This is a genomic window from Sphingomonas sp., assembly GCF_026460985.1.
In the GTDB taxonomy this organism is placed as follows: Bacteria; Pseudomonadota; Alphaproteobacteria; order Sphingomonadales; family Sphingomonadaceae; genus Sphingomonas.
Genome location: NZ_JAPKNM010000022.1, coordinates 19,410 through 44,024 on the forward strand (window position 1 = coordinate 19,410; position 24,615 = coordinate 44,024).

The window sequence follows — 24,615 nt, forward strand, 5'->3', positions numbered from 1 at the left end:
TCGCCTGAATGTCGATACGACCCAGGCACGACGCCGCGCGGAATAGGGGATTCCGTTTCGCTCGCAAAACCCCATATGAGGGCGGCATGCGCGCCCGCGTCCTCGTCCTCCATCCCGCGCTCGGCCCCCTCGACTATCGCGTGCCGCAAGGCATGGCGGTCGAGCCCGGGTCGATCGTCGTCGTGCCGATCGGGCCGCGCCAATATGCCGGCGTGGTCTGGGAGCCCGAGCGGCTGCCCACCGAGGAGATCGGCGACAATCGCCTGCGCAACCTGATCGCCGTCGCCGACACGCCGCCGATCCCCGAGCCGGTGCGCCGCCTCGTCGAATGGACCGCGGATTATTATCTGAGCCCGCCCTCGGCGGTGCTCGCGATGGCGGTACGCACCTCGGCCGCGTTCGAGAGCGCCCCGACGATCACCGAATATCGCGCGACCGGCATGGTGCCCGACCGCCTCACCCCGCAGCGCGCCCAGGCGCTCGAGCGGATCGGCGAGCGTCAGGGGCTGGTGCGCGAGCTCGCGACCATCGCCGACGTGTCCGAAGGTGTGATCCGCGGGCTGTGCAAGGTCGGCGCGATCGAGGCGGTGACGGTCGACACCGACAGCCCCTATCCGCTTCCCGATCCCAATTTCGCGCCGCCGGATCTCAGCACCGAACAGGCCGATGCGGCGAGCATCCTGCGCCAGTCGGTGGGGGCCGCGAGCTTCCAGCCCTTCCTGCTCGACGGCGTCACCGGATCGGGCAAGACCGAAGTCTATTTCGAGGCCGTCGCCGCCGCGATCGCCGCGGGCCGGCAGACCCTGGTGCTGCTCCCCGAGATCGCGCTCACCGAGCCCTTCCTCACCCGCTTCGCCCAGCGCTTCGGCTGCGAGCCGGTCGCCTGGCATTCGGGGCTGCGCACCTCGCAGCGCCGCCGCGCTTGGCGGGCAATCGCGCGCGGCGAGGCGATGGTCGTCGTCGGTGCGCGCTCGGCATTGTTCCTGCCTTATCCGAAGCTCGGGCTGATCGTCGTCGACGAGGCGCACGAGACCAGCTTCAAGCAGGAGGAAGGCGTCCATTACCACGCCCGCGACGTGGCGGTGATGCGCGGGCGCTTCGAGGGCTGCCCGGTGATCCTCGCCTCGGCCACCCCGGCGATCGAGACGCGCCACCAGGTCGAGCTCGGCCGGTACGAGGAGCTCAAGCTGCCGGGCCGCTACGGCCTCGCCGAGCTTCCCGACATCGAGGCGATCGACCTGATCAAGGAGCCGCCCGATCGCGGCCGCTGGTTAAGCCCGCGGCTGATCCTGGCGATCGACGCCGCGCTCGAGCGCGGCGAGCAGTCGCTGCTGTTCCTCAACCGCCGCGGCTATGCCCCGCTGACGCTCTGCCGGCATTGCGGGCACCGCTTCCAATGCCCCAATTGCACGGCGTGGATGGTCGAGCACCGGCTGATCCGCCGGCTCGCCTGCCATCATTGCGGCCACATGATCCCGACGCCCGACATCTGCCCCGAATGCGAGGAGGCCGACAGCCTCGTCGCCTGCGGCCCCGGGGTCGAGCGGATCGCCGACGAAGTCGCATTGCTGTGGCCCGATGCGCGCACCGCGATCGTAACCTCGGACACGCTCTGGTCCCCCGCCAAGGCCGCCGAGTTCGTCCAGCGGATGGAGCATGGCGATATCGACATCGTCGTCGGCACCCAATTGGTCACCAAGGGCTATCATTTCCCCAACCTCACCGTGGTCGGCGTGGTCGATGCCGACCTGGGGCTCGACGGCGGCGACCTGCGCGCGGCCGAGCGGACCTTCCAGCAGATCATGCAGGTGTCGGGCCGCGCCGGCCGCGGCGAGAAGCCGGGCCAGGTCTATATCCAGACCCACGCTCCCGACGCGCAGGTGATGCAGGCGCTCGTCTCGGGCGACGGCGCCGCCTTCTACGCGGCGGAAACCGAGATGCGGCGCGACGCCGGTGCCCCGCCTTACGGCCGCTATGCCGCGATCATCGTGTCGAGCGAGGACAAGGCCGCGGCGGAGGAGACCGCGCGGATGATCGGCCGCACCGCGCCCAGGCGGGACGAGATGACCGTCTACGGCCCCGCCCCCGCCCCGCTCGCGATGCTGCGCGGCCGCCACCGCTTCCGCCTGCTCGTCCATGCCCGCCGCGCCTTCGACGTGCAGGACATGATCCGCGACTGGCTGGGCGCGCTCGAATGGAGCGCCAAGGTGCGCGTTGCGGTGGACGTCGACCCCTACAGCTTCCTCTGACGCGTCGATTCTTTCCTATCCGCCGTCGCGAAGCCGCTTTAGACATCGCGACGGAATCGGGGGGATTCACGATGTTTCGCAAGCTGTTGCCGCTGCTGTTTATGTTGTTGCCCGGCGTGGCGCGCGCGGATTGGTACGGGGCCAGCACGCAGCACTTCACGGTCTATGCCGACCAGCGGCCGGAGAGGCTCCGCGAATATGCCGCGAATCTCGAGCGTTTCGACAAGGCGGTCCGCACGCTCGGCGGATGGCGCGACGAGCCGGTCGCGGCGCCGAATCGCGTGACTGTCTACGTCGTGGCGAGCCAGGAAGCGGTATCGAAGCTGGCCGGCGATCGCTATGTCGCCGGCTTCTACGTGTCGCGCGCCGGCGGGGCGCTCGCGGTCGTGCCGCGCCGCTCGGGTTCGGGCAGCGAAACCGATCTCGGTGCGCAGGCGATCCTGCTGCACGAATATGCGCATCACCTGATGTGGAGCATCTCGCCCCACGCGATATATCCCGCATGGTTCGTCGAAGGCTTTGCCGAGCTCTACGCCACCGCCGAATTCAAGGAAGGGGGCGCGGTTGCGATCGGAATGCCGCCGCAATATCGCGCGGGCATCCTGATGAGCGGCAACAACCTGCCGATCGACAAGATGCTGCGCGCGGACACGCTCAAGCTGACGCCCGAGCAACGCCACGCGCTATACGGTCGCGGCTGGCTCCTCACGCATTATTTCATGATCGCCAGGCAGCGTGCGGGGCAGCTCGCCGCCTATCTCGACGCGCTGAACGCCGGCAAGCCGTCGCTCGAGGCCGCGCAGGCCTTCGGCGACCTGCGCAAGCTCGATGGCGAGCTCGAGCGCTACAAGCGGGGCAAGATTGCGGCCTATCTCGTCTCGCCGGTGGAGGCCGGCGAAGTCGAGGTGGCGCTGCGCAAGCTGACCGACGGGGAAGCGGCGACGATGAACGTGCGCATCCGTTCGAAGAAGGGCGTCAACGCCAAGACCGCACCCGATGTCTATGCCGACGCGCGCAGGGCGGCAGCGGCGTTCCCGAACGACGCCGGCGCCCAGATCGTCCTCGCCGAAGCCGCCTATGACGTCCGCGACTTCGCCGCCGCCGAAGCCGCGGCCGATCGCGCCATCGCCGCGAACCCGAAGGCGGTCGACGCCTGGCTCTACAAGGCGATGGCGCGCATGGCCATCGCCCACAAGGCGAAGGACGGGAGCAAGGAGACGCTGGTGGGGATCCGCAAGATCATCGCGGCGGGCAACAAGCTCGAGCCCGACGACCCCAAATTGCTGATCCTCTATTATCGCAGCTTCGTCGATTTCGGCATGCCGCCGAGCGAGAATGCCAAGCAGGGGCTCGCGCGCGCCTTCGATCTCGCCCCGCAGGACGATCGCCTGCGCTTCAACGCCGCGCGGATGTTCCTGAAGGAAGGGAACAAGACCGAGGCGCGGGCGATGCTCGCGCCGCTGGCCTACAGCCCGCACGGCAAGGGCCTCGCCAAGCGCGCGGCCGATCTGCTCGCGATCCTCGACAAGGGCGATGTCGAGAGCGCGATCAAGAACTTCGATACGCAGGCCGAGGCAGATGACGAAGAAGGAGGCGGGAGCGGGAGTTGAATCCTGCGCGGCGAACCTTCGATCACTGTGCTTGCCGCACCCAAGCGACCTTTATAGGATGCGGCGATTCGGGGGAAAATCAATGCTTCGCAGACTGTTGCTTGCCGCTGCTCTCTTAGTGGCGCCTTCGCTCGCGCATGCCGACTGGTACGAGGCCGGCTCCGAGCATTTCGTCGTCTATTCGAACGATGCGCCCGAGCGCGTGAAGGAGTTCACCGAGCGGCTCGAGCGGTTCGACCGCGCACTGCGCAAGATCACCGGGACGCCCGATCGACCGGTCAGCAAGATGATGCGCGTGACCGTGTTCATGGTCGACGATGTCGGCGACATCCAGAAGCTGGCGGGCGATTCCTCGGTCGCGGGCTTCTTCCAGTCGCGCTCGTCTGGCCCGGTGGCGTTCGTGCCGCGCAAGTCGAACAGTGCGCTCGATGCGCAGACGATCCTGATGCATGAATATGGCCACAGCTTCATGTTCTCGAGCTGGCCCGACGTGGTGTTCCCGCCTTGGTTCGTCGAAGGCTTCGCCGAGTTCGTCGGCACCGCCTCGTTCCGCAACGACGGGTCGTTGGTGCTCGGCAAGAATCCCGAGCACCGTCGCTGGTGCGTCGGCCTCAACAATTATCTGCCCGCCGACGAGCTCGTCCGGCTGAAGCACGACAAGCTCGACGACCGTCAGACCTGCGTCCTCTACGCCCGCGGTTGGCTCCTCACCCACTATCTGCTGTTGGGCGGTCACGCGAAGGAACTCGGCGCCTATCTGGCGGCGATCAACTCGGGCAAGTCGATCGAGGAGGCGACCAAGGTCTTCGGCGATCTCGGTTCGCTCGACGGCAAGCTCACCGGCTATGGCAAGCGCGCCTCGCTGCCGTCGATCATGCTCACCGCTGCGCAGGTTCCAGCGAGCGAAGTGACGCTGCGCAAGGTATCGGCCGGCGAGGCCGCGATCATGCCGGCGCGGATCCTGTCGAGCCGCGGCGTCGACCAGAAGAGCGCGCCGCGCGTCGCCGAGACCGCGCGCCGTCTCGCCGCGCCTTTTCCGAACGACGCCGCCGCCCAGAACGAGCTCGCCGAGGCGGAATTCGACGCCAAGAACTACATCGCGGCCGAAGCCGCCGCCGATCGCGCGATCGCGGCCGATCCGAAGTCGATCCATGCCATGCTCTACAAGGGCATGGCGCAGATCGAGCTGGCGAAGAAGAAGGAAGGCGCCACCGCCGCCGACTGGAAGCAGGCGCGCGGCTGGTTCCTCACCGCCAACAAGCTCGACACCGAGTATCCGGAACCGCTGATCCAGTTCTACGAGAGCTTCAAGGCCGCAAAGCAGAAGCCGAGCGAAAGCGCGGAGAAGGGGCTGCTCTATGCCTATGCCCTCGCGCCGTTCGACAACGGACTGCGCCTGCAGGCTGGAAGGCTGCTGCTCGAGCAGGGCAAGCTCAAGGCGGCGCGCGTCGCCTATGAGCCCGTCGCTTACGGCCCGCATAGCGGCGGTGCCGGCGACACCGCCAAGAAGGTGCTCGACGCGCTCGACAGCTCGGGCACGGAAGCCGCGATCAAGGTGCTTGGCGACGCCGAGGCGAAGCAGAAAGAGGAAGCGGAGAAGAAGAAAAAGGACGTCTGAGACGTCTTTCGAAGCGCGGCGGCGCGAAGCGGGTCGTTCCGCTTGAACCGCCGCGGCTTTTGCCCGAAAGCTCGGCCCGAACGAAGGGGTCGCGTGGTGATGGTTCGGCGCTTGCTGTTGATGGTCGTGCTGGCACTGGCGTGCATCGGCCCGGCGCGCGCCGACGACATCTCGGCCTCGGCGCGCGGCGTGGTCCGCATCGTCACCATCGCGGTGGTCGACGACGAGGTCGTCGGCTTCGGCCATGGCAGCGGCTTCGCGGTGGCGCCCAACCGCATCGTCACCAACGCGCACGTCGTCGAGCTCGCGGACCGCTATCCCGACAATGTCGTGATCGGGATCGTCCCCTCGGAAGGCGACAAGTCCTTCCAGGGCCGCCTCATCGCGATCGACCAGCAGCGCGACCTGGCGCTGATCGAGTTCAGCGGCGTCCGCCTCCCGCCGCTCACGCTCTTCACCGGCTCGCCCGGGGATGGCGAGAGCCTGATCGCGCTCGGCTATCCGGGCAATGTCGATCTCGCCACGGCGCGGTCGGCGGCCGACTTCATCAACCCGCAATCGCCCGTCCGGTCGCAGGGCGGCTTCGCGGGGAACCGCACCCTGCAGGGAACCAGCGTGCTGCTCCACACCGCCGGCATCGCGCGCGGCAATTCGGGCGGTCCGCTGCTCGATCGCTGCGGGCGCGTGCTCGGCGTCAACTCGGCGATCACCCGCGCCGACGACGGCGATTCGACGTTCGCTTTTGCAATAGCGGGAAGCGAGCTCGCCGCCTTCCTGCGCGGCGCGAAGCAGCCTTTCGCCTCGGTCGGCGTGCCGTGCACCAGCGTCGAGGAGCAGATGGCGCGGGAGCGGGGCGCCGAGGAGAAGACCCGGCTCGAGGCCGAGGCGCGGGCGCGGGCGGACGCCTCGAAGAGCGCGAGCGAACGCGAGGACGCGATCGCCCAGGCGCGCTCGCGCAATGTCGTGACGCGCGAAAACTATATGGCGGGCGCCGCGGTGCTGCTCGTCCTCGGCGCGCTGGCGCTGGGCGGCGCCGGGCTGCTGCTGTCGCGCGACCGGCGGCGCGAGGCGATCTGGCTGGCGGCGGGCGGCGGCGTGCTGGTGCTCGGCGCGGTCATATTGTTCCTGACGCGCCCGGACTTCGACGAATCGCGCATCCTGCCGGTGCCCAAGGCCGGCGCCGCGGCCGCCGTGCCCAATCAGGCCGCGCTCGGCCGAATGACCTGCACGATCGTCCCCGAGCGCAGCCGCATCACCGTCACCGAGACCGACCGGATCGATCTCGACATCGGCGCCGACGGCTGCATCAACGGCCGCACCCAATATGCCGAGTCGGGCACCTTGTGGCAGCGGATCCTCGTCCCCGAGGAGGACCAGTCCGTCTCGGTGCTCGTCTGGGATCCGGCGACCCGCACCTATACCAACACACGCTATCTGCTCTCGTCCGAACAGATGGCCAAGGCGCGCCAGCTGCGGGCGAGCGTGCCGATCAAGACCTGCTCGGCCGACCAGGCCGCGCGCGCCAGCCTCGCCACCCAGCAGCAGGCGCTGCGCGCGGCGCTGCCGCCAGTGTATAACGAGAAGCTGGTCTACAGCTGCAGCCCCGCGGCCTCGGGGCCGCCGGTGGCCACGGCGACGACTCCTTAACGTCGATATTCCCCTCCCTGACAGGGAGGGGTTAGGGGTGGGTAGCGACGGGCGAGGCTCGATGCCTCGTCCGTCGCTTTCGGCTCGGGGATGAGTTTTTGGGCGCGCAGACGCGCGCACCCACCCCCAACCCCTCCCTGCAAGCAGGGAGGGGCTTTTATGCCCCAACGCCGATCACTCCCGATCCACGCGCGCCGCGAAGCAGCCGCGCTTGGCGTTGTGGACGTGGAGGAAGGCCACCGCCGGATCGGCGAACATCGTCTCGATCAGCGGCTCGAGCGCGGTTCCCTCGACCACCTCGGCATCGGTCATCATCGCATCGGCGTCGAACGCCCGGACCGACAGCAGGCGGCACGCGAGCTGCTCGGGTATCGCATCCTCGAAGCGCGCGGGCGCCTCGGCCCCTTCTTGCACGAAGATCGCATGGCGCGAGCGATAGGGCGTGGCGTCGGGCAGATGCTCGTAGTTGAGCAGCAGCAGCGCCTCGCCCGGCTCGGCATCCTCCAGCGTCACGCGGCAGGGAAAGCCGGGCTTGCTGTCCGCGGTCATGCGCACGACCTGCTCCGTGGCGAGCGCTTCGTCCGACATGCCGTAGAGCCGCCGGAACGGCGCGGGATCGAGCCCGGCGATGACGTAGCTCATTCCTCCACTCCTTCGCGCTTGAGCAGCGTGCGCTTGCGATCCACGCCATAGGCATAGCCACCCATGCTGCCATCGGCCCGCTGCGCGCGATGGCAGGGGATCAGCACCGCGACATGATTGGCGCCGCACGCGGTCCCCGCGGCACGCACCGCCCGCGGATTGCCGGCCTCGGCGGCGAGCTGGGCGTAGCTGCGAGTCTCCCCGGCCGGGATCGCGCGCAGCGCCTGCCACACCGCTTCCTGGAAGGCGGTCCCCTGCACGTCGAGCGGCAGATCCATGTCGCGCCCCGGCGTCTCGACCTCGCGGACCACCCGCGCCGCGAGAGTGGCGAGCGCCGCCCCGCCCGGCGCGATCTCCGCCGCCGGGAAGCGCCGCGCGAGCGCGAACTGGTCCTCGTCGAAAGCGACGCGGCACAGCCCCTTGTCGGTCGCCGCGATCAGCAGCGGCCCCAGGCTGGTCTCGGCGATCGTCCAGCGGATCGTCACGCCGGCGCCGCCGCGCTTCCACGCGCTCGGCGTCATGCCGAGCCGGGCATTGGCGGTCTCGTAGAAGCGGCTGGGCGCGGCATAGCCCGCCTCGTAGATGGCGTCGGTCACACGCTCCTCCTCGGTCAGCGCGGCGGCGGCGCGGCGCGCGCGCAGCCCCCGAGCATAAGCGGCCGGAGTCACGCCGGTCCCGCGCTTGAACAGCCGCTGGAAATGGTGCGGCGCATAGCCAACGCGGCTGGCGAGTTCCTCGAGGCCCAGCGGCTCTTCCGCCGCCTCGATCAGCGCCACTGCCTCGGCAACCGCGATCCGATCGCGGCTCACTTCGTCGGGCTTGCAGCGAAGGCAGGCGCGGAAGCCCGCTTCCCGCGCGGCGTCCGCATCGGGGTAAAAGAGCACGTTCTCGCGCTTCGGCCGCCGCGCGGGGCAGGTCGGCTTGCAATAGATGCCCGTGGTGGTCACCGCCACGATGAAGCGCCCCTCATAAGCGCGGTCGCGCGCGTCGAAGGCCGCCCAGGCGGTGTCGTCGCTGATGGCCTGCTGGTTGCTCATGCAGCCGATATAGGCCTGCCCGCCCGGCGCTACATCCCGCGGCTTGCGGTCAAAGCGGAAGCATAAACTCGGACAAGACCCTTGCCCTTCGCGCCGCCACGCGCCACCGTTAGCGCTAACAGCCCTCCGCACGCAGGGAAGGCGCAAGGGAGAGGCGCATGAGCTTCTGGCAACGGACCCGCGCACTGCGCTGGTGGATCATCGCGATCGTGATGCTCGGCACGATCATCAACTATCTCGTGCGCCAGACGCTCGGGGTGGTCGTCGCGACCGATGCCTTCCAGGCCGACGTGCCGATGACCAAGGAGCAGTATAGCTGGGTCACTGGCGTCTTCCAGGCCTTCATCATGCTCCAGCCGGTGGTCGGCTATATCCTCGATCGCAGCGGGCTGCGCAGCGGCATGGCGATCTTCGCCACCGCCTGGGGCCTGCTCACCTTCGCGCATGGCTGGGTGACGAGTTGGCAGGGGCTGGCGGTGCTGCGCGCCGGGCTGGGCTTTGCCGAGGGTACCTCGCACACCGCGGGGCTCAAGGTCGTCTCCGAATGGTTCCCGGCGCGCGAGCGCGGACTGGCCGGCGGCATCTACAATCTCGGCGCCTCGGCAGGCATCGCACTGGCCGGCCCGATCGTCGCGGTCGCGATCGTCTGGTGGAACTGGCGCGCGGCCTTCTACGTCGCGGGCGGCCTCGCTCTGCTCTGGGTAGTGCTCTGGCTGCTCTATTATCGGTCGCCCGAAGAGCATCGCACCGTCTCCACCGAGGAGCTGGCGCTGATCCGTTCCGGGCAGGAGGCGCATGTCCAGGCGAGCGCCGATGCGAAGCCGCCGGTGCTGTCGCTACTCGGGCGCCGGAACTTCTGGGGCATCGCCCTTCCCCGCTTCCTCGCGGACCCGACCTGGGCGACGCTCACCTTCTGGCTGCCGCTCTATCTGAGCGAGGTGCGCGGCTTCGATCTGGGCGAGTTGGCGATCGCGGTGGTCCTCCCCTTCGTCGCCGCCGATATCGGCTGTCTGTTCGGCCCGGCTCTGGTGCTCTGGCTCGAGCGCCGCGGCATCGCACTGATCGACGCGCGGCGCTGGACCTTCACCCTGGGCGCGCTGCTGATGACGAGCATGATCTTCGTCGGCGGCGTCACCAGCCCCTATATGGCGGTGGCGCTGCTCAGCATCGGCGCCTTCGCGCACCAGACCCTGTCGGTCACCTGCATCACCATGGCGAGCGACCTGTTCCGCCGCAACGAAGTCGGGACGGTCGCCGGGATGGCGGGAACCATGGCCAATCTGGGCGTGCTGATCTTCACTTTGCTGATCGGCGCGCTCGTCGTCCGCATCGGCTATGATCCGTTCTTCATCGCGCTCGGCGTGCTCGATCTGATCGCGGCGGCCTTGCTCTGGACCCTGGTGCGCAAGCCCGGCGAGGACCAGGGCCGCGAGAGCGGCTGGATCCCGATCCTGCTCGGCGCGATCCTGTCGGGCGGGCTCACGCTCTTCTATTCGAGCGGGATCGCACCGGCGCAGTGCGGCTTCTTCACCAGCTTCAGCGCGTGCGAGGTGCCGATCGCGATGCGCGGCATCTGGGGCTTCGGTCTCGCGCTCGCTCTGCTCGGGATCGTCATCGAAATCCGCGCCCGGAGGAACCGGCCCCTATGATCCGCAACCCGATCCTGCCGGGGTTCAACCCCGATCCCTCGATCTGCCGCGTCGGCGACGATTATTACATCGCCACCTCGACCTTCGAATGGTTCCCCGGCGTCCAGATCCATCATTCGCGCGATCTCGCCAACTGGCGGCTGATCGGCCGCCCGCTCAATCGCGCGAGCCAGCTCGACATGCGCGGCGATCCCGACAGCTGCGGCGTCTGGGCGCCCGACATCAGCCACGACGGGGAGCGCTTCTGGCTGATCTACACCGATGTGAAGCGCTATGGCCGCACCACCGTCGGCGGCGCATCGGGCGCGAGCCTGCGCGATTTCCACAATTACCTGGTCAGCTGCGAGCGCGTGGATGGCGACTGGTCCGATCCCGTCCATATCAATTCCAGCGGCTTCGATCCCTCGCTGTTCCACGACGAGGACGGCCGCAAATATGTGCTCAACCAGCTCTGGGACCACCGCCCCGGCCGCAGTCGCTTCGCCGGCATCGTCCTGCAGGAATATTCGCCCGAGCAAGGCCGGCTGGTCGGCGCGCGGACCAACATCTTCCCCGGCACGTCGCTCGGCCTCACCGAGGCGCCGCATCTCTACAAGAGGAACGGCTGGTACTATCTGCTCGTCGCGGAGGGCGGGACCGGCTGGAACCACGCGGTGACGATGGCCCGATCGCGCAACCTGCGCGGCCCCTACGGGCTCCATCCCGACGGCCAGATCCTCACCAGCCGCACTCGCCCCGACGCGCCGCTCCAGCGCGCGGGCCATGCCGATCTGGTCGAGACGCCGACCGGCGAGACCTGGATGGTCTATCTCTGCGGCCGCCCGCTCCCCAATCGCGGCCGGTGCGTGCTCGGTCGCGAGACCGCGATCCAGCCCATGCGCTGGGGCGACGATGGCTGGCTCTACACCGAAGATCGCAGCGGCATGCCGGTGCTCGAGGCGCCCGCGCTCGGCGTCCCGCCGTCGCCTGCGCGCGAGACCGAGGTTCGCTACGATTTCGACAGCACCGAACTCCCGCTCGACCTGCAATGGCTCCGCACCCCCGAGCCCGACCGCATCTTCAGCCTGACAGCGCGTCCAGGCCACCTCCGCCTCCACGGCCGCGAGACGATCGGCAGCCTGTTCACCCAGGCGCTGGTCGCGCGGCGCCAGCAGGATTTCTGCTACTCGGCCTCCTGCGCGATGGAATTCGCACCCGAGCATTTCCAACAGGCCGCGGGGCTCGTCGCTTATTACAACGGCAGCAAGTTCCATTACGTCCATGTCAGCCACGACGAGGCGATCGGCCGCCATATCCGCGTGATGTCCGCGCTCCCCGATTCACCCCAGGCCGATGCCTTCACCGCGCCGATCGCTATCCCCGAGGGCCGGATCGAGCTGCGCGTCGAAGTGGATTACGAGCGCCTTCGCTTCGCCTTCCGTATCGAGGGCGCCGACTGGACCTGGCTTCCCGAACAGTTCGACTCGAGCATCCTCTCGGACGAAGCGACGCAGCCGGGCCTGCCCAACTTCACCGGCGCGTTCGTGGGAATGGCCTGCCAGGACATGGCGGGGACAGGCCGTACCGCCGACTTCGACTGGTTCGAATATCGCGAGCGGGCCTATCGGGAGGACCCGACGCGGGGTTAATTGTCGAGGAACTGCCGGATCGCGTCGACAAGCTTCTGCTTGCGGGCGTTGCGCGCCGGGACGGCCGGCTGCGGACGCGGTGCTTCGGGCGCCCTCGCAGCCGCGGGCTGGGCGGGCGCAAGCCGCCTGCGCAGCTCCGCCTCGAGATTGGCGAGCACGTCGGCCTGCCCCTGGAAGGCACGCGCCATCTTGGATTGCGGCAGCGGCACGAGGAACTCGCAGCCATGGCGGCGGCCCTCGCGCCACACCACCTGCGCCTCGCGCGAACCCGCGCCGGACAGGCCGATCGCGACCAGGGTGCCCGAGGGGAATTCCTCGTCCGAGACGAACAGGAAGCCGGTGCGCGAGAAATTGTCGACCAGCACTTCGAACGGCCGGCCGTCGGCGCCGCGCAAGGTGCTCTCGCTCGCGACATGGAAGCGGATCGCGCCGCGCGGATCGACTTCGCCAAGGACTTCCAGACGCGCGACCAGCACAGCGCTTTCCTCAAAAATACCGGAGTGCCCGGGCTACAGCTCGATTGGTTAAGCAATCCTTTCGACCTTGGGTGAGGACCGCGATAACCGGAGCATAAATCGCGCCACATTGACTTATGGCAGCTTTGCTACCATATGGCCGCCCAGCGAGGCATCATGCAGCGTGATCGGACGACAGCCCCAGGGCCACCGTCCCGGCTCTGCCTCGGTTGTTCCACGGCTTCCCTAGTCACGCGGGTCGTCAATTTTTTGACCCCGCCTTCGTGCGCCCTTTTGTCGTGCGCGCGCCGGCCGTATTCGTAAGGTCCATAATGCAATTCAACCAACTCGGTCTCTCGGAGACCGTTCTCGCCGCGCTTGCCGCCAAGGGTTACAGCGAGGCGACGCCGATCCAGGCGCAGTCGATCCCGTCGCTGCTCGAAGGGCGCGACCTGCTCGGCATCGCCCAGACCGGCACCGGCAAGACCGCCGCGTTCATGCTCCCGTCGATCGACCGGCTGGTCGCGTCGAACAAGCGTGCCCAGCCGCGCGGCTGCCGCATGCTCGTGCTCGCGCCGACGCGCGAGCTCGCCAGCCAGATCGCCGACCAGGCCCGGCACTATGCCAAGGGCACCCGGCTTTCGGTCGCCACCATCTTCGGCGGCACGTCGATCCACAAGAACAAGACCGATCTCGCCCGCGGCGTCGACATCGTCGTCGCCACCCCGGGCCGCCTCGTCGACCTGATGGATCAGCATTATGCGATCCTGCTCGGCATCGAGATCCTCGTGCTCGACGAAGCCGACCAGATGATGGATCTCGGCTTCATCCACGCGCTCAAGCGGATCGTCCGCGACCTGCCGTCGAAGCGACAGACCCTGTTCTTCTCGGCGACGATGCCCAAGTCGATCCGCGAGCTCGCCGGCCAGTTCATCAAGAACCCGGTCGAAGTGAAGGTCACGCCCGAGGCGACCACCGCCGAGCGCGTCGAGCAGCACGTCACCTTCGTGGCGCAGGCCGAGAAGCAGGCGCTGCTGACGATCGCGCTGCGCGACGAGAGCATCGATCGCGCATTGGTCTTCACCCGCACCAAGCACGGCGCCGACCGCGTCGTGCGGCTGCTCGCCGGCAACGGCATCGCGGCGAACGCGATCCACGGCAACAAGAGCCAGCCGCAGCGCGAGCGCGCGCTGGGCGAGTTCCGCTCGGGCAAGGTCAAGATCCTCGTCGCGACCGACATCGCCGCGCGCGGCATCGACGTGTCGGGCGTGAGCCATGTGTTCAACTTCGAGCTGCCCAACGTGCCCGACCAGTATGTCCATCGCATCGGCCGCACCGCGCGTGCCGGCGCGACCGGCCTCGCCATCAGCTATTGCGCCGATGACGAGCGTCCGTACCTGAAGGACATCGAGAAGCTCACCCGCCAGAAGCTGGTCGTCCAGCCGCTGCCCGAGGGCTTCGTCAACGAAGCGGCCAAGATCAAGTCGACGAGGGCGCCGACTCCGATGAGCCGCGACGAGCAGAACGGCCGCAACGGCCGCGCGATGCAGCATGGCCGTCCCGGCGGCGGCCAGCGCCACGGCCAGGGCCAGCGTCAGGGCGAACGCCGCGACGATCGCCCGCGCGGCGACCAGCAGCAGCGCCGCCATGATGCGCCGCGTCCCGAAGCGAATGGCGAAGCGCGTCCGCGCCGCTTCGACGCGCCGCAGGGCGAGCAGCAGCGCGGCGAGAAGCCCCGCAACTATGCCCGCCCCAAGGGCAAGTTCCACGCCCGCCCGGCACGCCCGGCGGGTGCCGGCGGCCGCGGGCGCTGATCAATCAAATCCTCCCCCGCCAGGGGGAGGTGGCATGCGCAGCATGACGGAGGGGGAGGAAGCACGCCGGCTAGCGATGTGCTTCCTCCCCCTCCGTCGCTTTCAGCGACACCTCCCCCTGGCGGGGGAGGATTGAAGCGGCCCACAGTGGTACGGCGCTCTACCCCCGCCGCCGCTTCGCCCGTTCCCGCGCATCCTCCCGGCCCGCGATCAGCCGGCTCGCGCGCTCGGCGCCCTCGCGGCCCTCGTTGGCGCCGGCGCGGATCGCGTCCTGATAGAGCGCCACTGCCTTCTCATATTCGCCGCGCTGCTCGGCGCAGAGGCCCAGGTTGAACACTACCGATGGGTACCCGGCGGCTTCCACCTGCATCGCCTCCCAACCCCGGCATGCACCCTGCGGATCGCGCTTGGTCAGCTTGACCAGTTCCTTGAAGCGCCCCGCCGCTTCCTTCGACAGTCCCTTGGTGTTCTCGCGCACGCGGATCTTGTAGGTGTCGACATGCGGCACGATGTCGCCGCGCAGCGATCCCGCGATGTCGTGGATCGCGCCCTCGATCACATCCTCCGTGGTGCGCGCCGGGCTATCGCCGCGGCACCATTCGACTTCGTCGCGGAAGGGCTTGGGCTGCGAATAGAGGATGCGACCGTCGGTGTTGCGGACGATGCGGATGTCGGCCTTGACGTCGATGATCCGGCGCTTGCACCGAACCTCGACCTGCTCCTCCTTGAGGCATTTGCCCTTGTCGTCCTTGGAGACGCACTGCTTCTCCTTCCTGGTGAAGCTGCTCTCGTCGACACCCGAGTTGACGCTTCCCGAGATCGCGCCCTCGGCGGTGTCGCGACCGGTGCGGCCGCCGAGCAGCTCGAACTGGCTGCCGCCGAGCGCGCGCTCGATCGCGATCTGCAGCGCCGTGCCGTCGCTCCCGCCGAAGCGATCGACCGAAATCGATTCGAGGAAGCTCGCCTCGCGATGGTTCGCGGGGAATTCCCCGGTGACTTCCAGCACTTCGGCCTGTGCGAGTCCCGCCCATGCCAGCGCGCCCGCCAGCAGCAATGCCTTGCGCTTCATCTTTCCCCCCAATTCTATCCCCGCGCCCCTAGAGCATCATCTCCGCGTCCGCTTGTCCAGAGGAGTCGGGTTGCATCCCCGTGACACCGATGCTAACCGCGCCGCGACCCATCGGGGCGCCCTTCCAGGCGTGCCCCTTTTTTGCATGGGGCCAATTCCGAACCCTCCAAGAGGAACCGACACGCGTGGAGAATTCCGGCGGTATCCAGGCCAGTCTAAGCGGACGCTACGCAACCGCTCTGTTCGAGCTTGCGCGTGATTCGAAATCCTTGCCCAAGGTCGAGGCGAGCCTCGCCACGGTGCGGCAGGCGCTCGACGAATCGGCCGACTTCAAGGCGCTCACCAGCAGCCCGCTGATCGGCCGCGGCGACGCCGCCAAGGCCGTCGCGGCGACTGCGAAGGCACTGAAGCTCGATCAGACCACCAGCAACTTCCTCGGCGTGCTCGCGCAGAACCGCCGCCTCGCCCAGCTGCCCGCGATCATCCGCGCGTTCCGCCAGCTGGCCGCGGCGCATCGCGGCGAGACCACCGCCGAAGTGACGTCGGCGCACCCGCTCGAAGCCGATCAGGTCGATGCGCTCAAGGCGCAGCTGCGCACCCGGCTCGGCCGCGACGTCAATATCGACCTTTCGGTCGATCCCTCGCTCCTCGGCGGCCTGGTCGTGAAGATCGGCAGCCAGATGATCGATTCGTCGATCAAGACCCGACTGAACTCCCTCGCGCACGCGATGAAAGGCTGAAGGCTAAGACAATGGATATCCGCGCCGCAGAAATCTCCAAGGTCATCAAGGACCAGATCGCCAGCTTCGGCACCGACGCCGAGGTCTCCGAGACCGGCCAGGTGCTGAGCGTCGGCGACGGCATCGCGCGCATCCACGGGCTGGACAACGTCCAGGCCGGCGAGATGGTCGAGTTCGCCAACGGCGTGCAGGGCATGGCGCTCAACCTCGAGGCCGATAATGTCGGCGTCGTGATCTTCGGCTCGGACGCCGAGATCAAGGAAGGCGACACCGTCAAGCGCACCGGCACGATCGTCGACGTCCCCGTCGGCAAGGGCCTGCTCGGCCGCGTCGTGGACGGCCTCGGCAATCCGATCGACGGCAAGGGCCCGATCGTCACCGATCAGCGCAGCCGCGTCGAAGTGAAGGCGCCGGGCATCATCCCGCGCCAGTCGGTTTCGGAGCCGATGCAGTCGGGCCTCAAGGCGATCGACGCGCTCGTTCCCGTCGGCCGCGGTCAGCGCGAGCTGATCATCGGCGACCGCCAGACCGGCAAGTCGGCCGTCGCGATCGACACCTTCATCAACCAGAAGGGCGTCAACGCCGGCGACGACGAGAAGAAGAAGCTCTACTGCGTCTATGTCGCGGTCGGCCAGAAGCGCTCGACCGTCGCGCAGCTCGTGCGCACGCTCGAAGAGAATGGCGCGATGGAATATTCCATCGTCGTCGCCGCGACCGCGTCGGAGCCCGCCCCGCTGCAGTTCCTCGCGCCGTACACCGGCACCGCGATGGGCGAGTATTTCCGTGACAACGGCATGCACGCGCTGATCGTGTTCGACGATCTCTCGAAGCAGGCCGTCGCCTATCGCCAGATGTCGCTGCTGCTGCGCCGTCCGCCGGGCCGCGAGGCCTATCCGGGCGACGTCTTCTATCTCCACTCGCGCCTGCTCGAGCGCGCCGCCAAGATGTCGGACGCCAATGGCGGCGGCTCGCTCACCGCGCTGCCGATCATCGAGACGCAGGCGGGCGACGTTTCGGCCTACATCCCGACCAACGTGATCTCGATCACCGACGGCCAGATCTTCCTCGAGACCGACCTGTTCTTCGCGGGCATCCGCCCGGCGATCAACGTCGGCCTGTCGGTGTCGCGCGTCGGCTCGGCCGCGCAGACCAAGGCGATGAAGAAGGTCGCCGGCTCGATCAAGCTCGAGCTCGCCCAGTATCGCGAGATGGCCGCGTTCGCGCAGTTCGGCTCGGACCTCGACGCCTCGACCCAGAAGCTGCTCAACCGCGGCGCACGCCTGACCGAGCTGCTCAAGCAGCCGCAGTTCAACCCGCTGCCCTTCGAGGAGCAGACGGTGTCGATCTTCGCCGGCACGCAGGGCTTCATCGACAGCGTCGCGGTGCAGGACGTCGTCCGCTACGAGGCGGCGATGCTCGCCGAGATGCGCTCGAAGCATGCCGACATCCTGGCGGACATCCGCAACACCAAGGACCTGTCGGACGACACCAAGGGCAAGCTCAAGGACGCGCTGACCGCGTTCGGCACGACCTTCGCCTGATCGGACGCCGGTGGCCGACCACTCCCTCCTCGCATGGGCCTTGCTCAGCGTCGGCCTCGTGCTGACGCCGGGCCCGGACACCATGCTCGTCGCGGGTCACGCGGCGCGGGGAGGCGTGCGGGCCGGCCTGGCGGCGGTCTCGGGCGTGGTGCTCGGCGGGCTATGGTACATGGCGCTGTGCGGCTTCGGCTTTCTCAGCGTCCTCGCCGTCTTCCCGACGCTGTTCACGGTGGTGAAGACCGCCGGCGCGATCTATCTCGCCTGGCTCGGCTTCAAGCTGATCCGCGGCGCGATCCAGCCGGCACCTGCCACCGCCGCGGCGCCGGCGCTCGGCAAGCCCTTCTGGCAGGGTCTCCTCACCACGGCGCTCAATCCCAAGGTCGCGTTGTTCTTCCTCGCCATCCTGCCGCAGTTCGTCGGCACCGGCCCTGACGCCCCGCTCAAGGGTGCGCTGCTGATCGCAGTGCCCTATGTGATGGGCGGCTTCTGGCTCGCGGGCATCGCCTTCGTCGCCGCCCGCGCGGGCCGCGCCGCGAAGGCGAGCAACGCGATGCGCTGGGTCGAAGGCGTGCTCGGTGCGGCATTCATTGGTCTCGCGGGCCGTCTGGCCCTTGCTCGGAATTCGTAAATGGCAAGTTTGAAGGCCCTCAAGATCCGCATCGGCTCGGTGAAGTCGACCCAGAAGATCACCAAGGCGATGAAGATGGTCGCCGCCGCCAAGCTGCGCCGCGCGCAGGAAGCGGCCGAGGCCGGGCGTCCCTATGCGCAGCGCCTCGAGAGCGTCGTCGCCAGCCTCGCCTCGAAGGTGACGGTGAGCGAGAGCTCGCCCAAGCTGCTCGCCGGCACCGGCAAGGACCAGGTGCACCTGTTCGTCGTCGCCACCTCGGACAAGGGTCTGGCCGGCGCGTTCAACACCAACATCGCCCGCCTCGCCCGTCGCCGCGCACAGGAGCTGATCGCCGAGGGCAAGACGGTGAAGTTCTACACCATCGGCCGCAAGGGCCGCGCGGTGCTGAACCGGCTCTTCCCCAAGAGCTTCGTCCACGGAATCGAGCCGGGCGACCTGGGCAAGCTCGGTTTCGCCGACGCCCGCGCTTATGCCGACGATCTGATCGCGCGCTTTGAGGCGGGCGAGTTCGACGTCGCGCACCTCTTCTATTCGAACTTCAAGTCGGTGCTGACGCAGGAGCCGACCGAGCAGCAGATCATCCCGGTCGCGGTGCCGCAGGGCGGCGCCGAGACGGCGTCGTCGGGCGCCGTCACCGCCGCGGTGACCTATGAGCCCGACGAGGAATCGATCCTCGCCGACCTGCTGCCGCGCAACGTCGCGATCCAGCTCTACCGCGCGATCCGCGAGAACGCCGCGTCCGAGCAGGGTTCGAAGATGACTGCGATGGACAACGCCACGCGCAACGCGGGCGACCTCATCAAGCGGTTGTCGATCCAGTATAACCGCGCCCGCCAGGCCGCGATCACCACCGAGCTGGTGGAAATCATTTCGGGCGCCGAAGCGCTCTAAGACAGATCAGAAGCAAGGAAGCAGACGATGGCAACCGCCGCAGACACCCTCGCCCCCAAGGCGACCACCAACAATGTCGGCCGCATCTCGCAGGTCATCGGCGCCGTCGTCGACGTCGCGTTCGAGAGCGGCCTGCCGGCGATCCTCTCGGCGCTGGAGACCGACAATAACGGCCAGCGCCTCGTCCTCGAGGTCGCGCAGCACCTCGGAGAGAACACCGTCCGCACGATCGCGATGGACTCGACCGAGGGCCTGACCCGCGGCCAGACCGTCACCGACACCGGCTCGCAGATCCGCGTGCCCGTCGGCCCGAAGACGCTCGGCCGCATCCTCAACGTGATCGGCGAGCCGATCGACGAGCGCGGCCCGGTCAATGCCGAGCAGACCGCGCCGATCCACGCCGAGGCCCCCCTCTTCGTCGACCAGTCGACCGAGAGCGCGATCCTCGTCACCGGCATCAAGGTCATCGACCTGCTCGCCCCCTACGCCAAGGGCGGCAAGATCGGCCTGTTCGGCGGCGCCGGCGTGGGCAAGACCGTGCTCATCCAGGAGCTGATCAACAACATCGCCAAGGGCCATGGCGGCACCTCGGTGTTCGCCGGCGTCGGCGAGCGTACCCGCGAGGGCAACGATCTCTATCACGAGTTCCTCGACGCGGGCGTCATCGCCAAGGACGCCGACGGCAACGCGATCTCGGAGGGCTCGAAGGTCGCCCTGGTCTATGGCCAGATGAACGAGCCGCCGGGCGCCCGCGCCCGCGTCGCGCTGTCGGGCCTGACGATCGCCGAATATTTCCGCGACGTCGAAGGCCAGGACGTGCTGTTCTTCGTCGACAACATCTTCCGCTTCACCCAGGCGGGCGCCGAAGTGTCGGCGCTGCTCGGCCGCATTCCTTCGGCCGTGGGCTATCAGCCGACCCTGTCGACCGACATGGGCGCGCTGCAGGAGCGCATCACCTCGACCAACAAGGGCTCGATCACCTCGGTGCAGGCCGTGTACGTCCCCGCGGACGACCTTACCGACCCGGCGCCGGCGACGTCGTTCGCCCACTTGGACGCGACGACCGTGCTCAACCGCGCGATCTCGGAGCTCGGCATCTACCCCGCGGTGGACCCGCTCGACTCGACCAGCCGCGTGCTCGAGCCGCGCGTCGTCGGCCAGGAGCATTACGAGACCGCCCGCGCCGTCCAGGCGATCCTGCAGAAGTACAAGTCGCTGCAGGACATCATCGCCATCCTCGGCATGGACGAGCTTTCGGAAGAGGATAAGCTGACCGTCTCGCGTGCGCGCAAGATCCAGCGCTTCCTCTCGCAGCCGTTCCACGTCGCCGAAGTCTTCACCGGCATCCCCGGCGCGTTCGTGCAGATCGAGGACACCATCAAGTCGTTCAAGGCGGTGGTGAACGGCGAGTACGACCATCTGCCGGAAGCCGCCTTCTACATGGTCGGCGGCATCGACCAGGCGGTCGAGAAGGCCAAGAAGCTCGCCGGCGAGGCGTAATCAACAAACCTTCTCCAGAGGGAGAAGGATACGAAGGCTTGGCAGCTTGCTGCCTAGCCGAAGTTGGATGAGGGGACGCGCTCTCGATAGGGTGATCCCCTCACCCAGCTCCGACTAAGACCTTGCTGCGCAAGGCCTAAGTCTGCGCAACCCTCTCCCGACGGGAGAGGGGTTTGAGGGACCAATATGCTGCACTTCGAACTCGTCACTCCCGAACGTCTCGTCCGCTCCGAGGACGTGCACATGGTCGTCGTCCCCGGCACCGAGGGCGATTTCGGCGTGCTCGAAGGGCATGCCCCGCTGATGTCGACGATCCGCGACGGCAATCTCGAAATCTACAAGAGCGGCGCCACCACGCCCGAGACGATCCGCATCGAGGGCGGATTCGCCGAGGTCAACGAGCGCGGCCTGACCGTACTGGCCGAGAAGGCGGACTGAACCGTCATCCGCTGGTAGGTCCAGCGCCGCGGCTTGCTGCCGTCGGCCAGCGAAGTTTCCGCCATCAATCGCTCGCCCTCGCGCCAATAGCGGATGCGCTGCGGGTAATCATGTGCTGCGTTGAAGAAGGCCACGCCGGGCAAATCGCCGGGGCTCCACGCGAACATCGTGCGATCGCCGCCACGCGGCGCGGCAAGGAACGCCATGCGAACCACGGGGCCGTCCCCATTTTCCTGATTGAGGACGATCTGCATCGTCTCCCATTCGGAGACGCGTTCGCCGGTGCCGCTGCGACTGTTTCCCAGCATGATCCCGCCGCGCGGCGGCATCCAGCATTCCTCGGTCCAGCGATCGCCGGAGCGCTGCTCCCAGCAGCCGCTCATCCAGTCGGGTAGCTTCGGTTCCTCTTGCGGGGTCGCAGCGGACAGCGCGAATCCCAACCCGGCAATCCAATAGTGCATCGCCAATGCCTCCCGCCGGAAGAGTCGCACGATCCTTGCTCTGCGGCAATCACGCGGGATTTGGTTAGGCAATTCTCAAGCCTTGGCGGTTAAGCCTCCCTCATTGCGGGGATTACAGGTTAACCGATGAGCGCTTTCGGACGACGCAGCGGAATGGGTGGCGGAGCAGCGGGCGGGCGGCCGGCGTTCGGCGTCGCGCGCCCGATGCAGGGCCCCGGCCCGGCGCCGCGCCCCTCCGATCCGATGCCGATGGGCGGCGACCAGTTCCCCCCGATCAACAGCGTCCCCCTTCCCGGCGCCGGTGCGCCCGATCCGATGGCGGAGCGCGATCCCGCCGGCCCGAGCGTCGCCAGCAGCGATGCGCTGCAGCGCCTCGCCGACCGTCAGGCGGCGTCGGGCGATGCCGGCAATTCGCGCGTCGAGGGCTTCGAGGCCTCGATCCACCGCATTAAGGAACAGGTGCTCCCGCGCCTGCTCGAGCGCGTCGACCCCGAAGCGGCCGCGACGCTCAGCAAGGACGAGCTCGCCGAGGAATTCCGCCCGATCATCGGCGAAGTGCTCGCCGAGCTCAAGCTCACGCTCAACCGCCGCGAGCAGTTCGCGCTCGAGAAGGTGCTCGTCGACGAGCTGCTCGGCCTCGGGCCGCTCGAGGAACTGCTCTCCGATCCGGCCATCTCGGACATCATGGTCAACGGCCCCGAGCAGACCTTCGTCGAGCGCAAGGGCAAGCTCGAGCTCGCCAACATCCAGTTCCGCGACGAGGAACATCTGTTCCAGATCGCGCAGCGCATCTGCAACTCGGTCGGCCGTCGCGTCGACCAGACCACCCCGCTTGCCGACGCGCGCCTCAAGGACGGCAGCCGCGTCAACGTGATCGTGCCGCCGCTCTCCCTGCGCGGCACCGCGATCTCGATTCGCAAGTTCTCGGCCAAGCCGATCACGCTCGACATGATGGCCAATGGCGGCTCGATGAGCCCGAAAATGGCCACCGCGCTCAAGATCGCGGGCGCCAGCCGCTTCAACATCGTCATTTCGGGCGGCACCGGCTCGGGCAAGACGACGATGCTCAACGCGCTGTCGAAGATGATCGACCCGGGCGAGCGCGTGCTGACGATCGAGGACGCCGCCGAACTTCGCCTCCAGCAGCCGCACTGGCTGCCGCTCGAAACGCGTCCGCCCAACCTCGAGGGTCAGGGCGAGATCAGCATCCGCGATCTCGTCAAGAACGCGCTGCGTATGCGCCCGGATCGCATCATCCTCGGCGAAATCCGCGGCAGCGAGTGTTTCGACATGCTCGCCGCCATGAACACCGGCCATGACGGCTCGATGTGCACGCTCCACTCCAACTCTCCGCGCGAGGCGCTGGCGCGTATGGAGAACATGGTGATGATGTCGGACATCAAGGTGCCCAAGGAAGCGATCAGCCGCCAGATCGCCGACTCGGTCGACCTGATCATCCAGGTCAAGCGCCTGCGCGATGGCTCGCGCCGGGTGACCAACGTCACCGAAGTGATCGGCATGGAAGGCCCGGTGATCGTCACCCAGGAGCTGTTCAAGTTCGAATATCTCGACGAGTCGGCCGACGGCAAGATCATCGGCGAGTATCGCTCGATGGGCCTGCGCCCCTATACGCTCGACAAGGCCAAGCAATATGGCTTCGACCAGGCGATGCTCGAGGCGTGCCTCTGATCCTCGCCGCGAAGCGGTGATTTCCGGCCGGCCGTTTCCGCATTAGACTGCGCCCGTGCTCGCTCTGCTCGCCCCCGTCCTCGCGCTCGCCGAGCCGCAGGCCGCGACTGCGCTCGCCGGCGATACCGAGGCACGTTGGGTGGATTTCGAGCTCACGCCCTACAACCAGCTCCGCTTCCCGATCGAGCTCGACGGCCACTCGGCCTGGGCGATCCTCGATACCGGGCTCAGCGACACCATCGTCACCAGCCGCTTCGCGCGAACGGTGGGACTGACGCCCACGCGCCGCCAGCGTGCGCTCGCGATCGGCGGTGGGGTCGAGGTCGCCTGGGCCGATACCCGCTCGATCCGCTTCGGCGGATTGACCCGCACCGGCGGGCGCATCGGCATCTCGGATCCCGCGGGCGAGATCCGCTTCGGCGCGGACGTGCTCGTCGGTGCCGACATCCTCAGCTGCTGCGCGCTCGACATCGACTATGACGCGCGCCGCTTTCGCATCCTGTCGAGCGGCCGGATGCCGTTCCTCGGCAACACCGCGCCGCTCCGGCGCCGCAGCCCCAACGGCGTCTACCAGTCCGAAGTCAGCGTCGCCGGCAAGCCGCTCCGCCCGATCATCGTCGATACCGGCGACGGCGGCTCGCTGACGCTCAGCCGGACCGCCTGGACCTCCACGGGCTATCGCGGCGCGCGCGTCACCACCACGCTCGGCTGGGGCATGGGCGGCCCGGTCGTCACCGATACGCTGGTGGTCCCCTCCTTCTCGATGGCCGGCATGGCGCCGCGCGAGGCGGAACTGCGGGTCGAGGGCGAGGACGGCTTCTCGGCATCGGTCGGCGCCGCGGGGCGCCTCGGCACCGGCACGCTCCAACGCTACCGTGTCCTGCTCGATCCCCGCGCGGGCCGGATGGTCCTCCTTCCCGGAAAGGCGGCCACCGCGCGCGTCCCGCGCTCGACCAGTGGGCTGCTCGTCCAGTTCACCGGCGCTGCGCTCCGCGTCGTCCATGTCATGCGCGGCTCCCCCGCCGAGGCGAGCGGCTGGAAAGCCGGCGAGGAGATCTGCTCGGCCGACGGAGTCGCCGTCACCGACGACGTCAGCGACGGAGCGATCGAATGGATCATAGGCACCCCCGGCCGCACCGTGCGCGTCGAGCTGTGCGACGGCACCGCGCGCAACCTGACGCTCGCGGACTTCTACTAGGGCGGATCGACATTCAGGTTGAAGGCTCCCCTCCCTGCTTGCAGGGAGGGGCAGGGGGTGGGTGCGCGCGTCTGCGCGCCTAAAAGACTCGCCAATCGTGCAGCAAAAGGC

The 24,615-nt window shown here is 68.1% G+C and carries 20 protein-coding genes; 15 read left to right on the plus strand and 5 right to left on the minus strand.

Annotated features, from left to right (window positions below; all coding sequences use genetic code 11):
- Positions 1 to 86 precede the first annotated feature (86 nt).
- The 4 genes from MT490_RS04605 to MT490_RS04620 all read left to right on the plus strand — a co-directional run bounded on the left by MT490_RS04605 (position 87) and on the right by MT490_RS04620 (position 7,124).
- Positions 87 to 2,249 (plus strand): primosomal protein N', encoded by a 2,163-nt coding sequence (locus tag MT490_RS04605; protein WP_297384677.1) that lies wholly within the window; start codon positions 87 to 89, stop codon positions 2,247 to 2,249.
- Between the two features lie 71 nt (positions 2,250 to 2,320).
- Positions 2,321 to 3,859: a hypothetical protein gene (locus MT490_RS04610; RefSeq protein WP_297384678.1), complete on the plus strand. Its 1,539-nt coding sequence runs from the start codon at positions 2,321 to 2,323 to the stop codon at positions 3,857 to 3,859.
- Positions 3,860 to 3,941: 82 nt separating this feature from the next.
- On the plus strand, positions 3,942 to 5,477 hold the full coding sequence (locus MT490_RS04615; RefSeq protein WP_297384679.1) for a hypothetical protein: 1,536 nt from the start codon (positions 3,942 to 3,944) through the stop codon (positions 5,475 to 5,477).
- A 99-nt stretch (positions 5,478 to 5,576) separates the two neighbouring features.
- Positions 5,577 to 7,124: a serine protease gene (locus tag MT490_RS04620; protein WP_297384706.1), complete on the plus strand. Its 1,548-nt coding sequence runs from the start codon at positions 5,577 to 5,579 to the stop codon at positions 7,122 to 7,124.
- 174 nt (positions 7,125 to 7,298) lie between these two features.
- Here the strand turns inward: MT490_RS04620 and MT490_RS04625 are convergent, their stop codons facing one another.
- Both MT490_RS04625 and ada read right to left on the minus strand, forming a co-directional pair.
- On the minus strand, positions 7,299 to 7,766 hold the full coding sequence (locus MT490_RS04625; RefSeq protein ID WP_297384680.1) for a DUF1203 domain-containing protein: 468 nt from the start codon (positions 7,764 to 7,766) through the stop codon (positions 7,299 to 7,301).
- On the minus strand, positions 7,763 to 8,803 hold the full coding sequence (gene ada, locus MT490_RS04630) for a bifunctional DNA-binding transcriptional regulator/O6-methylguanine-DNA methyltransferase Ada (RefSeq protein WP_297384682.1): 1,041 nt from the start codon (positions 8,801 to 8,803) through the stop codon (positions 7,763 to 7,765). Before ada ends, MT490_RS04625 begins: the two co-directional genes overlap by 4 nt.
- A 158-nt stretch (positions 8,804 to 8,961) precedes the next feature.
- On the opposite strand from ada, the gene MT490_RS04635 reads away from it, so the two are divergent.
- Together MT490_RS04635 and MT490_RS04640 are read left to right on the plus strand one after the other, a co-directional pair.
- Positions 8,962 to 10,452: an MFS transporter gene (locus MT490_RS04635; protein WP_297384684.1), complete on the plus strand. Its 1,491-nt coding sequence runs from the start codon at positions 8,962 to 8,964 to the stop codon at positions 10,450 to 10,452.
- On the plus strand, positions 10,449 to 12,080 hold the full coding sequence (locus tag MT490_RS04640) for a glycoside hydrolase family 43 protein (RefSeq protein WP_297384685.1): 1,632 nt from the start codon (positions 10,449 to 10,451) through the stop codon (positions 12,078 to 12,080). Before MT490_RS04635 ends, MT490_RS04640 begins: the two co-directional genes overlap by 4 nt.
- On the opposite strand, the gene MT490_RS04645 is transcribed toward MT490_RS04640, so the two are convergent.
- Positions 12,077 to 12,556, minus strand: coding sequence for a PilZ domain-containing protein (locus MT490_RS04645; RefSeq protein WP_297384687.1), 480 nt, complete (start codon positions 12,554 to 12,556; stop codon positions 12,077 to 12,079). The genes MT490_RS04640 and MT490_RS04645 overlap by 4 nt on opposite strands.
- 311 nt (positions 12,557 to 12,867) lie before the next feature.
- On the opposite strand from MT490_RS04645, the gene MT490_RS04650 reads away from it, so the two are divergent.
- Positions 12,868 to 14,349 (plus strand): DEAD/DEAH box helicase, encoded by a 1,482-nt coding sequence (locus MT490_RS04650; RefSeq protein WP_297384689.1) that lies wholly within the window; start codon positions 12,868 to 12,870, stop codon positions 14,347 to 14,349.
- Between the two features lie 160 nt (positions 14,350 to 14,509).
- Here MT490_RS04650 and MT490_RS04655 read toward each other — a convergent pair whose 3' ends face one another.
- The gene (locus MT490_RS04655) at positions 14,510 to 15,418 is read right to left on the minus strand and encodes a hypothetical protein (protein ID WP_297384690.1); all 909 of its coding nucleotides are present in this window, start codon (positions 15,416 to 15,418) and stop codon (positions 14,510 to 14,512) included.
- A gap of 185 nt (positions 15,419 to 15,603) precedes the next feature.
- Between MT490_RS04655 and MT490_RS04660 the strand changes: the two genes are divergently transcribed.
- The 6 genes from MT490_RS04660 to MT490_RS04685 all read left to right on the plus strand — a co-directional run bounded on the left by MT490_RS04660 (position 15,604) and on the right by MT490_RS04685 (position 21,156).
- Complete coding sequence (locus MT490_RS04660) at positions 15,604 to 16,158, plus strand: F0F1 ATP synthase subunit delta (protein WP_297384691.1); 555 nt, start codon at positions 15,604 to 15,606, stop codon at positions 16,156 to 16,158.
- An 11-nt stretch (positions 16,159 to 16,169) separates the two neighbouring features.
- Complete coding sequence (gene atpA / locus MT490_RS04665) at positions 16,170 to 17,699, plus strand: F0F1 ATP synthase subunit alpha (protein ID WP_297384693.1); 1,530 nt, start codon at positions 16,170 to 16,172, stop codon at positions 17,697 to 17,699.
- A 10-nt stretch (positions 17,700 to 17,709) separates the two neighbouring features.
- Positions 17,710 to 18,327: a LysE family translocator gene (locus tag MT490_RS04670; RefSeq protein WP_297384694.1), complete on the plus strand. Its 618-nt coding sequence runs from the start codon at positions 17,710 to 17,712 to the stop codon at positions 18,325 to 18,327.
- Positions 18,328 to 19,218: a F0F1 ATP synthase subunit gamma gene (locus MT490_RS04675; protein ID WP_297384696.1), complete on the plus strand. Its 891-nt coding sequence runs from the start codon at positions 18,328 to 18,330 to the stop codon at positions 19,216 to 19,218. It abuts the gene before it with no gap.
- 27 nt (positions 19,219 to 19,245) lie between these two features.
- The gene (gene atpD, locus MT490_RS04680) at positions 19,246 to 20,718 is read left to right on the plus strand and encodes a F0F1 ATP synthase subunit beta (protein WP_297384698.1); all 1,473 of its coding nucleotides are present in this window, start codon (positions 19,246 to 19,248) and stop codon (positions 20,716 to 20,718) included.
- Positions 20,719 to 20,904: 186 nt separating this feature from the next.
- Entirely contained in the window at positions 20,905 to 21,156 is a 252-nt protein-coding gene (locus MT490_RS04685) for an ATP synthase F1 subunit epsilon (protein ID WP_297384700.1), read from the plus strand.
- On the opposite strand, the gene MT490_RS04690 is transcribed toward MT490_RS04685, so the two are convergent.
- Positions 21,054 to 21,617: a DUF6265 family protein gene (locus MT490_RS04690; protein ID WP_297384702.1), complete on the minus strand. Its 564-nt coding sequence runs from the start codon at positions 21,615 to 21,617 to the stop codon at positions 21,054 to 21,056. The two genes, MT490_RS04685 and MT490_RS04690, sit on opposite strands and share 103 nt — an antisense overlap.
- Positions 21,618 to 21,770: 153 nt before the next feature.
- Here MT490_RS04690 and MT490_RS04695 point away from each other — a divergent pair, with 153 nt between their 5' ends.
- A complete protein-coding gene (locus tag MT490_RS04695; protein ID WP_297384704.1) occupies positions 21,771 to 23,306 on the plus strand; it encodes an ATPase, T2SS/T4P/T4SS family in 1,536 nt (511 codons plus the stop codon).
- A gap of 55 nt (positions 23,307 to 23,361) precedes the next feature.
- Positions 23,362 to 24,504, plus strand: a complete 1,143-nt coding sequence (locus MT490_RS04700; protein ID WP_297384705.1) for an aspartyl protease family protein — start codon at positions 23,362 to 23,364, stop codon at positions 24,502 to 24,504.
- The last annotated feature ends 111 nt before the right edge of the window (positions 24,505 to 24,615 follow it).